The following is a 15,508-nucleotide window of genomic DNA, read 5'->3' as shown; positions in this document are numbered from 1 at the left end:
GTCTATCACTCAACCAAATCTTCCTGTTGGCTTGTGTCATACAAAGCCAAACGTTTATTGCTGAGTCAGGTTAAGAGTCACAGAGCCAATATAACAAGCGCTTCGGCACTCTCCACAGCCGTTACACTTATCTTTGTCCACTGTAGGCAACTCTCCTACTTCGATGTGTATTGCACCAGCTGAACACGCCGTTTGGCATGCTGAACAGTCCATTTGCATGTAATTATTGCAGCTATCCGCAAAGCTCGGCTTGAGGTCGATATAAGGCGTGACCGTTGGATGAAGTGCGCCGGTCGGACACACTTCAGTGCATTTGTTACACATAGAACAACTGTTGTAATCCAAATTCAGCAGCGCACTGCCCTCTAGCATCTCAATAACGCTATTTGGACACGATTGTTCACACAATCCACAACCGTCGCAAAGACGCTCAAACAGCACCTCATCGACCGCTCTTGGCGGTCTTGCATGCAAGCGCTGTGATATCTCTTCATAATTCGCGGCTGCTTTAACCGGTTTAGAAAGTCGAGTTAAGAAACCGCGTCTATTTGAATTTATTTGTTCAGACATTAGTCGATATATAACTTTTTAGTAGCAACGTTTAAATTATATTCAGATATTAAGTACTTAAACCAATCTATTACATCAACCGATAGCTTTTTATAAAAAGATAACTCTGATGCTTTATTTAGTTTTTCTAAATAAACAGAAGACCAAGTTAATAAGTGACCATCAAGTAATTCACCAGCCGAATTAATATTATTATTTTCTAACAAATACGCATGAGCGAATAACATTAAACCAAATTGATCTTCCGGCTCTCTTAACCCAGTGTCTAATTCAATCTGATTCAATTCTAAAAACTGGCGATACTCAACCGTAGAAGCACCAAACACAACGCGGTCTTTATCTAGGTACACAGAACCCCAAGGCGGAGCTGGCATGTCTCCAACGCCTTCAAACAGGCGGCTGAATTCTGCTGCGAGCGCATCTTCGTCTTCGCTTCTTAATGCCTGCAAGCATTCTTCAGAGAGTACTTCGCTCTCAACCAAAGCTTCGACAATGGTGATTAACTGTTCTTTACTTGTCGCTTGATAAAATAGCGAACCCAATAATTTATGCGTATCGATAATCATTATTATTTATACCGTTATAGGTTTAAAGATAATTATATTAATTAACTCATTTCATTCTTTGATCTATTTTATACATTCAATTCATAAACTTTAAATTCCACACTTATTTGATGCCAATCAATCAATAATTCGAAATAAATACATAAAGAACAAACTACCTATAAAGTGCTAGCTATCAATAGTAAAAGGCATCTTAGAATGACGAATAAGAAAGAATCTGGGGTAATGAATCTTACTCGAAGAGGCTTCATGAAAGCTTCCTCTGCAGTAGGTAGTGCAGCTGCACTTGCGGGCGGTATCGCTTTACCTTTCAAATCCAAACCAGTAGCGGCTGCGGTTGCTGAGAATGTGGATGAGAAAATCGTGTGGAGTGCATGTACAGTAAACTGTGGCTCTCGCTGCCCACTGCGTATGCATGTACAAAACGGTGAAATCAAATACGTAGAAACAGACAACACAGGCACTGACGAATACGGTCATCACCAAGTTCGTGCGTGTCTACGTGGTCGCTCGATGCGCCGCCGTGTTTATAACCCAGATCGCCTAAAGTACCCAATGAAACGTGTGGGTAAACGTGGTGAAGGTAAGTTTAAGCGTATTAGCTGGGAAGAGGCTTATGATGAAGTCGCTGGCACCATGCAACGCCTTATCAAAGACTACGGTAACGACACCATCTACCTAAACTACGGTACTGGTACGCTGGGCGGTACAGTAACTAAGTCTTGGCCACCAGCTCAAACGCTGATTGCTCGTCTAATGAACTTAAGTGGTGGTTACCTAAACCATTACGGTGACTACTCAACAGCGCAAATCGCGAAAGGCTTGAGCTACACCTACGGTGGTTGGGCAAACAACAACTCTTTCTCTGATTTAGAGAACACTAAACTTAACATTCAGTTTGGTAACAACCCTGCTGAGACACGTATGTCTGGTGGCGGTCTGATCCACCACTACGTAGAGAGCAAAAACAAATCGAACGCAAGAACGATCATCATCGACCCTCGCTACACCGATACTGCCGGTGGTCGTGAAGATCAATGGATCCCAATCCGTCCTTCTACAGATGCGGCATTGGTAGCGGGTCTTGCGCACGTGATGATCACTGAAGACCTTGTCGATCAACCGTTCCTAGACAAATACTGCGTCGGTTACGACGAGAAGACACTGCCGGCATCGGCGCCTAAAAACAGCGACTACAAATCTTACATCCTAGGTTTAGGTGAAGATGGCGTAGAGAAAACGCCAGAATGGGCTTCTAAGATCACCGGTATTCCCGTTGATACTATCGTCAAGCTTGGTCGCGAGATGGGTACGGCGAAACCATGTGCGATTCACCAAGGCTGGGGCTTACAACGCACTGCGAATGGTGAGCTAGCGTGTCGTGCAATCGCAATGCTGTCATTACTCACCGGTTCTGTGGGTGTATCTGGCGGTTCAACAGGTGCTCGTGAAAGTGACATCAACATTCCGTTTGTTCGCTTCCCTACTGTGCCAAACCCAGTTGAAACTTCAATTTCAATGTTCATGTGGACAGATGCAATTTACCGTCACCATGAAATGACCGACATCACTGATGGTGTTCGTGGTGCAGAGCGCCTTAAGAACCCAATCAAGATGATCTGGAACTACGCAGGTAACTGCATCATCAACCAACACTCAGACATCAACAAGACTCACGCGATTCTTCAAGATGAAAGTGCGTGTGAAATGATTGTCGTGGTTGATAACCATATGACTTCTTCAGCGAAATACGCCGATATCATCCTGCCAGACTTAACAACGTCTGAGCAAGACGACTGGTGTATGGACGGTAAAGCGGCGAACATGCCTTACTTCATCTACGCGCAGAAAGCGATTGAGCCTCAGTTTGAAGCAAAATCTATCTACGAGATGTGTACTCAGCTTGCGAAACGAATGGGCGTAGAAAAAGAGTTCACCGAAGGCCGTACTCAAGAGCAATGGATTGAGCACCTTTACGCAGAAACTCGTAAGAACGATCCAACACTGCCAACCTTCGAAGAGATGAAAGAGCTGGGTATCTACAAACGTAGCTACGACCACCACTACATCGCTTATGAAGATTTCCGTAAAGATCCTGAAGCGAACCCACTGACCACACCAAGTGGCAAGATCGAGATCTACTCAGAGCAACTGGCTGATATCGCGAAGACTTGGAAGCTGAAAGAAGACGAAGTGATTCACCCACTTCCGATTTACGCGGACTCTTTCGAAGGTCATAACGACCCACTAGCAGAGAAGTACCCACTTCAGCTAACCGGTTTCCACTACAAGGCTCGTACTCACTCGACTTACGGCAACGTTGCAGAAATCAAAGCAGCAGCACCGCAAGAGTTGTGGATCAACCCAATCGATGCAAAAGAACGTGGTATTGATAGCGGCGACATGGTGAGTATTTTCAACGACCGTGGCGAAGTACATATTCCAGCGAAAGTGACACCTAGGATTCTTCCTCGAGTTGTCGCACTAGGCGAAGGTGCATGGTACGCACCAGATGGTCAGAAGATCGACCATGCAGGCTCTATCAACGTGCTGACGACTCAGCGCCCGAGCCCACTTGCTAAGGGTAACCCTCAGCATACAAACCTAGTTCAAATCAAAGCGCTAAAGAAAGCATAAGGTAGGTTGGAATGAAACAATACGGCTTTTACATTGATTCAAGTAAATGCACGGGTTGTAAAACCTGTCAGCTTGCTTGTAAAGATTATAACGATCTAGACATCAAAACGAACTACCGTCGCGTATACGAATATGCCGGTGGTGGCTTCACTCAAGATGGTGATACCTGGGTTCAGAAAGATGTCTTTTCTTACTACCTATCTATCGCTTGTAACCACTGTACTAACCCAGCGTGTGTGAAAGTGTGTCCTTCGGGCGCAATGCACAAACGTGATGAAGACGGTTTGGTTGTGGTTGATGAGAGCGTATGTATTGGTTGTCAGCACTGTAGCAATGCGTGTCCTTACGGCGCACCACAATACAATGCTAAGAAAGGTCATATGACGAAATGCGATGGTTGTTACCAACGTGTTTCTGAAGGCAAACAGCCTATCTGTGTTGAGTCTTGCCCACTTCGTGCATTGGAGTTTGGTGAAATCAATACACTTCGTGAGAAGTACGGCTCTGGTGCGGATGTGGCTCCACTGCCATCTTCAACAGAAACGCTACCAAACATCGTGATTAAGCTGAACAAAAACGCGAAGCCGACTGGCGATACCAGCGGTCACCTAGCAAACCCGAAGGAGGTGTAAGATGATTTTTCATGAGTGGTCTTTAATCTTCTTTACGGTGCTGGCGCAAACTGCGGTTGGTGGTTACTTACTGATTGGCGCACGTGCACTGGTACTTGGTCATGACGAAGAGAAGCTGAACAGCTACAAGGTTCCAATGTTTATCCTATGGGTACTGATGGGTCTTGGCTTCATGTTCTCGACAACGCACCTTGGCTCTCCACTGCGCGCGTTTAACGCTTTTAATCAGCTAGGTTCGGCTTGGTTGTCTAACGAAGTGTTCTTCGGTGCGGCATTCTTCGCTGTCGGTGGCCTGCAATGGTTACTGTCGGTAGTCAAGAAAGGTGGCGTTGCTATCCAGAAAGCACTGATGGTTGGCGCGATGGTACTGGGTGTTATCTTCATGTACGCGATGATCAACGTATACATGATCAACACAGTACCGACGTGGGACAACATCTACACACCACTGAGCTTCATCATGACGATGGTTGTGGGTGGCTTGCTGTTATCTCAGTTCGTGATTGTATTCGCAAACGACAGCCGCTTTACGGTTGACCGTAACATCACCATGTTGGCTGTTATCGCTGTTGCTATCAGCTTGCTTGTGACAGTAGGAAAACTGAACCTAATCGGAGACATCCAAACTTCAGCGGCAAAAGCGTCTGAGTTAGTCGATGGTTTAGGTAGCTATGTGATTCTTCAAGTGGCACTGCTAATGGCAAGCTTGTTGATTTGGATTCTACCTATGCTGAACAAAGCAAAAGTGAACCCAGTTAACCTTGGCTTAGCACTAGTATTGTTCTTGGCTTCAGAGTTAATCGGCCGTGGTTTGTTCTACAGCCTACATATGACAAGCGGTTTGTAATCGAGTTCTTACAGACATAAGTTGCGTGTAAACATCGCTGCTTGTTTGGTTATCTAGAAGGCTAGATAAACAAAAGGCCCAACACCTATTTAGATGTTGGGCCTTTTTATTTCGTTTTTTCTAGCGTTTTTAATACAGACTTAGCGAGTTCGCTTACATCGTTAGCTTACATAGCTACTTAATGATAGCCGCTGGAATAAACATGTCTTTTAATCGCTTAACCGAAGAATAAGTACCAAACATCGGTTTGTTATCTAAATGCCTTCTCAGCATATCGGCGGCAACGGTCTTAATCACGTTGCGTTGGTCTTCACGCGAGTACTGACGATAAAACTCAAGTACCTGCCCCCACTCGCCTGCTTCAGTCGACAATGCAACGCTGAATGTGTTGCCTTCCAGCTTACCAGTCACCAAAGCCAATTCAGTTCCGCACTTATCTCTTGTTGCTCCAGCCAGCGCAAAGGTCGCGGCTAATGGATCGCTCTTTTCAAGTTCGCTCTCTTTTGGCTCAGCCATCACCCATGAGTGTCCGAAGCAATCTTCTATCTGCTCATTCAATTGCAGCCACGCTGACAGTGAACCTTTGGTCGACACTTCAGACACAGATAACGTCTTCTTTTTTTCCGCCATGATGTGTCCAATATGGTCAATCATCGGCTCATCAACACTAACGACATTACTCTCTAGCAGCTTGTAAACCATCTGCAGAAGCTTAACGCGAGTTTCTAAGTCTGCCTTAGGACCAAACAGTTTGACCTCAATGAACGGCAGATAAGAGCGATAACCAAGTTCATAACCTTCTGGCAGCTTTAGTTGATCCAAAACATCAGAGATACCGGACTCAGACAAACCAAACGTAAACAGTCGACTGCATTCAGAGGCAACCACTTGAGGGTAGGTACACGACAAGTCAGGAAGAATCTCAAACGTCACCATGCGCTTGAATTCACTTGGTACACCCGGCGTGAAATAGAAAGTCGCATCGTTAATTTTCAGTTTGAAGCCACAAGCCGTCCCCACAGGGTTATCGACAATCTCTGAACTCGCAGGTAACAAAGCTTGTTTAAGGTTGCTGTCTGGCATTGGCATGCCACGTCCAGAGAACATCTCTTCCATACGAGCAAGCCATTCAGGGAACATGACGAGTTTCTGCTCGGAAGCAGCTGCAGCGGCGGCAGCACTCATATCATCGGTTGTCGGGCCTAAACCACCATTAACGATAACCACATCATAGTTAAAGCTCAGCATCAGCAATTCTTCAACAAGAGCATTCATTTGATCACCCACAGTTGAGCGCTTAGCAAGCGCAAAACCATGCTGATAAAACTCAGCAGACATCCAAGCTGCGTTTGTATCTACAATGTCTCCATGAAGAACTTCTTCACCTGTGCTTAACATTGCGATTTTCGTCATATTTCTATCCCTTGTTGTCATAAAAAGACACTGCATTATTTACAAACTGGTCTATGGTTGAATTTGGAGCAATTCGCCTTTTCACTAATATTAATAATGTTAAACCTAAGGTTTTCTTAGGAAAAGCTATAAATTATTAGTTCCCTAAATCAGGCATTTAATAGATAATTGTGATCCTGATCAATTCCAAACTTTCTCATGGAGACCCTTGTGGCCAAATCACCGTTACTAGCAAAGGTTACTGCCGCATTTTCAATGCTAATGTCAGTTAACTCGGTTGCAAGCCAATACGACTTCGACCAGCCAATCAACCTTTCTTACTCGGATGAATGTGCTCAAGATTACTGTTTTAATGACAACTTGTACACCTACAAGCCTAGTACCAATTACGCACTGAGCGAATCGAGTGATGAGTACGACTTCTCAATCCAACAACCAAAACACATGTTGGTGAGTCAGGAGAAAGATTGGGATTACCTAATGGGTCAAACCTACACCATTCTTGGCTTGAGTGTCGCGACAGTGGGTCTAATGACTCTGCTCCCTGAAAGTATTACTAAGTGGGATGATGACCAACGTGATATCAGCTCATTAGGTAAAAAGTGGAAAGATAACGTTTCTGCTGGTCCAACATGGGACCGTGACGAACACTTCCTAAACTACGTAATGCACCCATATTTCGGTGGTGTTTACTACACCGCAGCTCGACACGCAGGTTACGACGAGTTTGAGTCATTCTTATACTCTTGGACTATGTCGACGTTCTTCTGGGAATACGGCGTAGAAGCGTTTGCAGAAGTACCTTCATGGCAAGATCTCTTCATCACACCTTTCTTCGGTGCGGTTGTCGGTGAAATGATGCTAGAAGCAGAGCAGGATATCATTGCTTCAGGTGGCGAAGTGATGGGCTCTCAAACCATGGGTGATGTCTCGCTATTCTTCCTTAACCCTGTTGGACACATTCACTACTGGGTAAGTGACGCATGGGGCGGTGATGCAGAAGTTAACCTGAATACTAACCCTTGGTGGGATAACCAAGACGCTGCACGTTTTGCTTACGATGCTGGCGCACCATACGACTCTCAGTTTGTTGGTATGAACTTCAAAGTAACGTTCTAATTCGTCTCTAGTACTACTCAATATAAGTTATTGAATATAAGTTGCTGAATCATCAATCACAGTGACAACTCTTCTAAAAAGCGGCTCTCTAGCCGCTTTTTTTGTGCCCTACTCTTCATTCTCTTTTTTTGCATCGAAGCTTAGTTTCAAAAATTGACCTAGGTCAAACATTGTTCGATGTAACCTTCTACACTGAAATTAAAGAACTTTATCGCGTGATATCAAACATTTAATTAGCAAAGAATAATTGAAACCTTGGGGGCTGATATGAACAGTACATTTATCGTAAACTTTATCGGAAAAGCATCACCAGCAACAATCAAACAGCTTGCTGCGGTTACTCACGAAAACGACGGCAAATGGCTCATCAGTAAAGTGAACTTTATTGAAGACCAAGTCGCAGGCGTACTAAAGGTTCAACTTCCAGCCATCAACGAATCGATTGTAAAAGAAGCGTTCAGCGCCAATCCAGATCTCATCGTGCAGTTTGTCGATTCCGATCATACACACAATGTTCAAGACACGGTCCATCACTTGAGACTCGACTCTAACGACCGAGCAGGTATCGTCAACGAAGTGACTCATGTATTGGATAGACAAGGAATCAGTATTCTCGATATGGATTGTCACCGCGTCTTTATCGCTGGTGGCGGCGGTGTTAGCTCAAGTCTATTCACATCAAAAATCGCCGTTAAGCTGCCAATCGAAGTACAGATCGACGACGTAGTTAATGAACTCGAAACGCTCAGTGAAGATACTCGTGTGATGATTGAAAGCTAAATAAACAAAATTAAAGAACAAAAAAGAGCAGCTCATTAGCTGCTCTTTGTATTGCTCTGAACTTGTGATTCAGTTACTTAACTGACCATTGTGATAATGAGCGTTTGAAGTCTTCATAGCCGAATTCATTTAGCTTCTGAACTTCACCACTGCTACGTTCACAGTAGATTGAAGGCATTTTAAGGCCATTGAACCAGTTCAATTTCACCATTGTGTAACCCGCGCTGTCTAACAGATGCAGCTTTTGACCAATCTTAAGTGGCTCATCAAAGCTCGCTTCGCAGAACTGATCGCCCGCAAGACATGAACACGAACCAATCACGTAGTCATGGCTGCCTGTTTCTGATGCTTCCAATACTGATGCGGGCTCATTGTAGATAAGCGTGTCAAGGCGGTGCGCCTCAGTCGCTGAATCCACAATCGCTGTTTTCTTCACGTTCTCAACAATATCGACCACTGTCACAACTAGGTCGGTTGTTTTAGTGATGATCGCTTCACCCGGCTCAAGATACATCTGCACACCGTGCTTTTCAGAGAAGGCTTTCAGCGCAAGACCGAGTTTTTCGATGTCATAGCCAGGCCATGTGAAGAACACACCTCCGCCCATGCTCACCCAGTCCAACTTATCTAAGTGCTCACCAAACTGTTCTGAGATTGAATCAAGCAGGCCGATAAACGCATCGACGTCTTTGTTCTCACAGTTCATGTGGAACATCACACCATTAATCTCATCGAAAATTTCTGGTTTGATGTGGTCAGCTTGCACGCCCAAACGCGAGAATTGACGTGCTGGATTCGCCAAGTCTTGCCCTGCGTAGCTCACGCCCGGATTTAAACGTAAACCCAGTGAAGCTTTACCTTCAACAATATGACGGTAAGCAGCAAGTTGGCTTTGAGAGTTGAAGATCATCTTGTCGCAGATGTCAGCAACCTCTCTCACGTCATCTTCACTGTAGCCCACACTGTAAGCATGAGTTTCACCGCCAAAAGTTTCGTGACCTAATTTCACTTCATAAGGGCCAGAACTAGTAGTACCGTCTAGGTACGGTTTGATGATGTCAAACACGCCCCAAGTCGAGAAGCACTTAAGCGCAAGTACCAATTTCACACCTGAAATCTCTTTCAGTTGCTTGGCTTTTTCTAAGTTCGCAATCAACTTGTCTTCGTTGATCATGAAATATGGGGTTTTTAGTTCTTCTTTCTTAAACGTCATTTTTGTAAACACTCAAGCAGCATCTATAGATGGAAAGGTAAATTAACAATTTTGGTGTGATTTATTTTGATTTTGTCCTGTCCGAGCGCAGTGAGTTACAAAATCAAAATAAATGATACCAAAGCTTCAAGGCTATCATCATCGAAAAGGGAACAATCCATGTCCCCTTTAATTAGCAATCAAAACAAGAAATCAGTTCTTATTTTTTCAGCTCATGAATCACTGGAAGACCTTGGCCTGCTTCAAGCTCTTGAACATGCCAATCTAGACCAATTTCCGGCATAGTTGCTAGGAACGGATCTGGATTTAGCTGTTCCATGTTGAACACGCCTTTATCAGCCCATTCGCCACGGAAGAACTGAAGTGCAGCGGTAATCGCTGGAACACCAGTTGTGTAAGAGATCGCTTGGTGCTCTACGTCTTCGTAAGCCACTTCGTGGTCTGCGTTATTGTAGATGAATACGCTACGCTCTTTACCATCTTTCTTACCTTGAACCCAAGTACCGATACACGTTAAACCAGTGTAACCCGGAGCTAGAGATGTTGGATCCGGTAGTAGTGCTTTAAGAACATGCAGAGGCTGAACCACAGTACCATCGTGCAGTGTTAGCGGATCTGGGCTAAGAAGACCGATATCACGCATGCAGTTGAAGTAGTTCAAGTATGCATCACCAAAGCCCATCCAAAATTCGATACGCTTAGCTGGGATGAACTCTTTCATTGAACGAACTTCATCATGCGCCATTGAGTAAACTTTGTGAGAACCACAGTTCGGGAATTCAAACTCAAGCATACGAGAGTGACAAGGTACTTGTTTCCACTCTTCATTTTCCCAGTAGAAAGAATCGCCTTGGATCTCAAGCATGTTGGTTTCTGGGTCAAAGTTTGTCGCAAACTTCTTGCCGTGGTCACCAGCATTCACATCCATTACATCAATTGAGTCAATCTCATCGAACAAGTGCTTAACCGCGTATGCAGCAAAGATTGATACCACACCTGGATCGAAACCAGCACCAAGAATACCTGTGATGCCTGCTTCAGCGAACTTCTCACGGTAGCCCCACTGCCAATCGTAAGCTTGTGGTACTTGTTGGCCTTCAGAACATAGGTCAACCGCTACCGATGTATCTAAATAAGAAACTTTAGATTGGTAACATGCTTCCATGATTGCCATGTTTACCCAAGGAGGACCAGCGTTGATCACTAGATCCGGCTGAACTTCTTTAATCAAAGCAACAAGCGCATCAACATCATCAGCGTCTACTGAACGTGCTTCTAGTTTCTTAGTTGAATCTTTAAGGTTGTTTTTGCCCTTGATAGATTCGATGATTTTTTCACACTTCGCGATTGTGCGAGAAGCGATTGTGATATCACCCAGTACTTCGTTATTTTGTGCTGCTTTGTGTGCAACAACCCAACCAACGCCGCCTGCACCAATTTGTAGAATAGCCATAGTATTAATTACCCTTGTTGTTCTGCTAGCTCAGTGGCTAGAGTTTGAATTTTGTTAATTAGAGATTTGAAATCTGATGTCTTTAGGCACGGATTCAAGATAGTGAATTTAAGCGCACTCTTACCATCCACGACCGTTTCACCGAGTACTGCAACACCACGAGTCAGCGCTTCCAGTCTTAGCGTTTGATTCAATTTGTCTAAATCTAGCTCGCCGTTTGCTGACGGCTTAGATCGGAACAGCACTGTTGATAGTGACGGCTCTGCGAGTAGCTCTAAGTCGGCTTGGTTTTGAATCAGGTCTGCCACTTCTAGCGTTTGCTCAAGAAGATGGTCGTACATATCACCCAACTGCTTTGGTCCAACGCTTTGCATCGTCATGAAGACTTTCAATGCATCGAAACGCTTGGTGGTCGCAATAGACTTATCGACTAGATTTGGCAGTTCATCGTGTTCGCGGTTTAGGTAATCTGCGTGATGTAGAAGGTACTTAAAGTTCGCTTTGTCTTTCAACAATACCGCGCCGCAGCTGATTGTTTGATAGAACAATTTGTGGAAATCGACACTCACAGAGTCCGCTTTTTCGATGCCTTGTAAGCGAGCCTTGTGGCTACTCAAGATAAGCGCGCCACCGTATGCACTGTCGACATGGAACCAAAGATCTTGCTGACTTGCGATTTCTGCAATCGCATCAAGGTCATCGATAGCACCATGATCGGTTGTGCCCGCAGTACCAATCACAGCAAAAGGAATCAGACCTTGTGCTTTCAGTGCTTTCACTTCTGCGTCTAGCAAGTCAGGCTTGATAGTGCCGTTTGCATTGGTATCAACACAGCACACTGCCGCTTCGCCTAGCCCTAGTAGAGAGGCTGACTTTTGAACCGTGAAGTGAGATTTCTTTGAACATAAGATACGCAGCTTGCTCGCGTATTCTGGTAAGCCAAGCTTTTGGATAGAATGACCATTGTGCTTATCCGCAACCCAGTCTCTCGCAAGCAATAAACCCATTAGGTTACTTTGCGTGCCTCCGCTAGTGAAAACACCGTCAGCTTGTGCGCCAAGTTGGTATTTGTCACACATCCAATCCACAACGCGCTGCTCAACATAAGTCGCAGCCGATGCTTGGTCCCATGAATCCATTGATTGATTCAACGCCGCGATAATCGATTCCGCTGCTACCGAAGCCATAAGAGGAGGAGTGTGAAGGTGTGCAATGCAATCTGGGTGTTGCACGAAGATGGAGTTTTCAGCGACAAGGTCTGCAGTACTATCTACAACATCAACCAAAGCGTGTTGATTGTTATCAAGGTCGACAGCATTGATAGCTGCTTCTAGCACTTTTGGATCTAAACCCGAATAAGGGGTTTCAACCTGTTCAAAAACCGCTTTCATCGCTTGAGTGGTTTGGTTCATCACGTTAGCAAATTCGTCGCTACCGCCTAAACCTGTATGGATGAAATGCTTGTTCCATTCTTGGTTTGCTTGTTCGCTTGAAGTTGGGTCTTGTTGTAAGCCACCACCAGCTGCGATGATCGCTTCTTCCATTACGCGGAGTGCAAAGTCAATCTGCTCAAAAGAGATAATCATTGGCGGAAGGAAACGAATTACCGAGCCATCACGACCACCCTTTTCAACCATCAAGCCACGCTCTAACGCTGCTCGTTGAATCGCTAGGGTTAGTTCGCCGTCTGATTGTGGTTCGCCAAACTTGTTAAGCTCACCATTTGGTTGTTTGATCTCAGCACCGAGCATCAGGCCTTTACCACGAACTTCAGCAATACAGCTAACGCGTGATTGAATCTTCTCAAGCCCGTGACGTAAATATTGGCCTGCGATGTTCGCGTGCTCAACTAAGCCATCTCGTTCGATGATCTCCAACGCCTTAGCGCCAGAGACCATTGCTAATTGGTTACCACGGAATGTACCGGTGTGCTCACCCGCTTTCCATGTATCAATGCTCTTATCGAACACAAGCAGCGACATAGGCAGTCCGCCACCAATCGCTTTAGATAAACATAAGATATCTGGATTAACACCAGACTCTTCAAACGCAAATCGATGGCCAGTTTTGCCCACACCACACTGAATCTCATCAAAAATCAGTAGGATGCCGTGCTCATCACAGATGCGACGTAGGCCTTGTAACCAAGATGCTGGAGCAGGAATCACACCGCCCTCACCTTGCACAGGCTCAACGATCATCGCCGCCGGTTTCATGATGCCAGACTCGTCATCATTCAACATACGTTCGATGTAACGAATGCTCGCGTTAGCACCCGCTTCACCACCAATACCAAACGGGCAGCGTAGGTTGTATGGGAAAGGCATGAAGTGCACATCAGACATCAAGCCGCTACGACGCTCTTTAGTGCCGAGGTTACCCATCATACCCATGGTGCCGTTCGTCATACCATGGTAAGCACCACGGAAAGCAAACATGGTGTTGCGACCTGTGGTTTGCTTGGCGAGCTTGATCGCCGCTTCCACAGCGTCAGCGCCAGATGGGCCACAGAATTGAAGAACCGAGTTATTTGAAAAGTCTTGAGGAAGAAAAGCTTTAACTCGCTTGATAAACGTCTCTTTTGCTTGAGTCGTGATATCAAGTGTTTGGTATGGCAAACCAGAATCGAGTTGGTCTTTAAGTGCTTGGTTAATCTCAGGGTGATTGTAACCCAGAGAAAGTGTACCTGCACCGGCTAAGCAATCGAGAAAGAGTTGGCCACGAGTATCTTCAACTAAAGCGCCACATGCTCGTTTAATAGCAATAGGCAGGCGTCTTGGGTAAGAGCGAACATCCGACTCATGCTGTTCTTGCTCTAGCAAAATAGCGTCAGGTGTTAGGTCGTACGTTCCCTCTAAGATAGGAACCATAGTTGAAAATGAATTTGCGATAGTATTGATATCGACTTCAAAGGCGGTAGTCATAAAAGTCCCCTTGAATGTGTTCATACTCACCTCCATCAGACGCAATTACCCACCAACTCTCGTTAAATTTGGAGAGAGTTCATAGTGAAGTACACGTATTGTCTAGAAATGAGATATAGCTGTACGCTCGCATAAGTCAAATGACGAATACGAAATTAAGCCGTCTTAAGACAGCGATAAATTGTTAGCGTGAGCTCAAGGTTCAGTAATGCTACTGTTTTGAAGAATTGGACATTTTTGCAGGATCGGGCAGCTATGAGGAGCTGGTCCCTTTGGAAATGCAGAGCTGATTAGCAATGTTGTAATTAGTGTGTTCAATGTTGGGTTTCCCATTAACATGACGAACTGCGCCATAAGTATCCCGTCTATCAGCTAAAGGACTAGCCAATACCTACCCTACGTAATGTCCCAATCAGCAAGAATGGTCACTACGCGTATCCCCCAGAAGCAATCGTTGCTCTTCTTGAACATTTTCATTCCGAGATTGCGCGGGAAAGTAACATAAAGTGAAATGAACGATCAATAGTTTTTAGTAATAGCTTGATAAATAGCAGCGGTGGCTAAGCAATTGCTGTAAATATCGTCACACTATCGTTTGGGAAAGAGATCCCCGGTTCATTCGTTCCTCATACCCGAGGATGACGACGTGGGGTTATAAACGTTGCTAGAGAAGCTTTTAGGTCATGGCGTCACTCCCTAGAGCGAGGTATGAATTCATAGAGAACCCCTTACAACATGTCATTGTATTGCTTTATTCAAGAAACTATCTGATGCAATAGATTAAACTGAAGTTAATCAGCAAGCGGCAAGAGATCCCCGGTTCATTCGTTCCTCACACCCGAGGATGACGACGTGGGTGTACAGGCGGTGTTAGTGATGGCTTTGAGGCTGTGGCGCCTTTCCGTCATTCCTTAGCCTGAAGAATGAGTTCATTGGGAGTCCCTTACAACATGTCGATGTATTGTTTTATTCAGAAACTATCTGATGCAATAGATTAAACTGAAGTTAATCAGCAAGCGGCAAGAGCTCCCCGGTTCGCTCGTTCCTCACGCCCGAGGATGACGACGTGGATTTATAAACGTTACTAGAGAGACTTTGAGGTCATACCGTCTTTCCGTCATTCCCTAGCACGAGGAACAAGTTCATAGGGAATCTCGCTTTTAAAAACTAACTTGATTGCAAAATTTGAAACAGAGATAGAAATGAATGTTGAGTGCGGATTCGAACAAGAAGAGTTCTTAAACGTAAAAGCTAAACGTCAGAAACCAAAAAGCCCGAACATTTCTGTTCGGGCTTCTTAATTTGGAGCGATACATCGGGTTCGAACCGATGACCTCAACCTTGGCAAGGTTGC

At 45.0% G+C, this 15,508-nt stretch carries 11 protein-coding genes; 5 read left to right on the top strand and 6 right to left on the bottom strand.

All coding sequences use genetic code 11. The features are described 5' to 3' along the window. Positions 1-54 precede the first annotated feature (54 nt). Entirely contained in the window at positions 55-570 is a 516-nt protein-coding gene (gene napF, locus ACED41_RS18755; protein ID WP_017060994.1) for a ferredoxin-type protein NapF, read from the bottom strand. Next, a complete protein-coding gene (locus tag ACED41_RS18750; RefSeq protein WP_371725452.1) occupies positions 570-1,136 on the bottom strand; it encodes a molecular chaperone TorD family protein in 567 nt (188 codons plus the stop codon). Before ACED41_RS18750 ends, napF begins: the two co-directional genes overlap by 1 nt. Before the next feature lie 198 nt (positions 1,137-1,334). Here ACED41_RS18750 and ACED41_RS18745 point away from each other — a divergent pair, with 198 nt between their 5' ends. From ACED41_RS18745 to ACED41_RS18735, 3 genes are read left to right on the top strand one after another with little or no spacing between them, the layout of a single operon-like run. Continuing rightward, entirely contained in the window at positions 1,335-3,773 is a 2,439-nt protein-coding gene (locus ACED41_RS18745) for a DmsA/YnfE/YnfF family dimethyl sulfoxide reductase (RefSeq protein WP_102333643.1), read from the top strand. A gap of 11 nt (positions 3,774-3,784) precedes the next feature. Next, on the top strand, positions 3,785-4,405 hold the full coding sequence (locus tag ACED41_RS18740) for a DMSO/selenate family reductase complex B subunit (protein ID WP_004733360.1): 621 nt from the start codon (positions 3,785-3,787) through the stop codon (positions 4,403-4,405). Position 4,406: 1 nt separating this feature from the next. After that, positions 4,407-5,252, top strand: coding sequence for a DmsC/YnfH family molybdoenzyme membrane anchor subunit (locus ACED41_RS18735; protein WP_017060997.1), 846 nt, complete (start codon positions 4,407-4,409; stop codon positions 5,250-5,252). 174 nt (positions 5,253-5,426) lie between these two features. Here ACED41_RS18735 and ACED41_RS18730 read toward each other — a convergent pair whose 3' ends face one another. Then, complete coding sequence (locus ACED41_RS18730; RefSeq protein ID WP_017069172.1) at positions 5,427-6,665, bottom strand: CinA family nicotinamide mononucleotide deamidase-related protein; 1,239 nt, start codon at positions 6,663-6,665, stop codon at positions 5,427-5,429. Positions 6,666-6,875: 210 nt separating this feature from the next. Between ACED41_RS18730 and ACED41_RS18725 the strand changes: the two genes are divergently transcribed. Next, a complete protein-coding gene (locus ACED41_RS18725) occupies positions 6,876-7,784 on the top strand; it encodes a DUF3943 domain-containing protein (protein ID WP_017069173.1) in 909 nt (302 codons plus the stop codon). Positions 7,785-8,051: 267 nt separating this feature from the next. Then, positions 8,052-8,564, top strand: a complete 513-nt coding sequence (locus tag ACED41_RS18720; protein WP_017061000.1) for a glycine cleavage system protein R — start codon at positions 8,052-8,054, stop codon at positions 8,562-8,564. 73 nt (positions 8,565-8,637) lie between these two features. Here ACED41_RS18720 and nspC read toward each other — a convergent pair whose 3' ends face one another. The 3 genes from nspC to ACED41_RS18705 all read right to left on the bottom strand — a co-directional run bounded on the left by nspC (position 8,638) and on the right by ACED41_RS18705 (position 14,178). Further along, the gene (gene nspC / locus ACED41_RS18715; protein WP_017063550.1) at positions 8,638-9,777 is read right to left on the bottom strand and encodes a carboxynorspermidine decarboxylase; all 1,140 of its coding nucleotides are present in this window, start codon (positions 9,775-9,777) and stop codon (positions 8,638-8,640) included. 199 nt (positions 9,778-9,976) lie between these two features. Continuing rightward, positions 9,977-11,230: a carboxynorspermidine synthase gene (locus ACED41_RS18710; RefSeq protein WP_017061002.1), complete on the bottom strand. Its 1,254-nt coding sequence runs from the start codon at positions 11,228-11,230 to the stop codon at positions 9,977-9,979. Positions 11,231-11,238: 8 nt separating this feature from the next. Beyond that, positions 11,239-14,178 carry a pyridoxal phosphate-dependent class III aminotransferase gene (locus ACED41_RS18705; protein WP_371725451.1) on the bottom strand — a complete coding sequence of 980 codons (2,940 nt, stop codon included), beginning with the start codon at positions 14,176-14,178 and terminating at the stop codon, positions 11,239-11,241. Between the last annotated feature and the right edge of the window lie 1,330 nt (positions 14,179-15,508).

Origin of the sequence: Vibrio sp. 1F255 (assembly GCF_041439145.1) — a bacterium.
Taxonomy (GTDB): domain Bacteria; phylum Pseudomonadota; class Gammaproteobacteria; order Enterobacterales; family Vibrionaceae; genus Vibrio; species Vibrio crassostreae_C.
Note: the sequence above shows the minus strand (reverse complement) of the source record. Positions and strands in the feature narration are given on the sequence as shown.

Excerpts from the sequence above, each read along its gene's own strand:
- ACED41_RS18740 (WP_004733360.1), top strand. The coding sequence starts at position 3,785 with ATGAAACAATACGGCTTTTACATTGATTCAAGTAAATGCACGGGTTGT.
- ACED41_RS18705 (WP_371725451.1), bottom strand. The coding sequence starts at position 14,178 with ATGAACACATTCAAGGGGACTTTTATGACTACCGCCTTTGAAGTCGAT.
- ACED41_RS18745 (WP_102333643.1), top strand. The coding sequence starts at position 1,335 with ATGACGAATAAGAAAGAATCTGGGGTAATGAATCTTACTCGAAGAGGC.
- napF (WP_017060994.1), bottom strand. The coding sequence starts at position 570 with ATGTCTGAACAAATAAATTCAAATAGACGCGGTTTCTTAACTCGACTT.
- ACED41_RS18730 (WP_017069172.1), bottom strand. The coding sequence starts at position 6,665 with ATGACGAAAATCGCAATGTTAAGCACAGGTGAAGAAGTTCTTCATGGA.
- nspC (WP_017063550.1), bottom strand. The coding sequence starts at position 9,777 with ATGACGTTTAAGAAAGAAGAACTAAAAACCCCATATTTCATGATCAAC.
- ACED41_RS18710 (WP_017061002.1), bottom strand. The coding sequence starts at position 11,230 with ATGGCTATTCTACAAATTGGTGCAGGCGGCGTTGGTTGGGTTGTTGCA.
- ACED41_RS18720 (WP_017061000.1), top strand. The coding sequence starts at position 8,052 with ATGAACAGTACATTTATCGTAAACTTTATCGGAAAAGCATCACCAGCA.
- ACED41_RS18750 (WP_371725452.1), bottom strand. The coding sequence starts at position 1,136 with ATGATTATCGATACGCATAAATTATTGGGTTCGCTATTTTATCAAGCG.
- ACED41_RS18735 (WP_017060997.1), top strand. The coding sequence starts at position 4,407 with ATGATTTTTCATGAGTGGTCTTTAATCTTCTTTACGGTGCTGGCGCAA.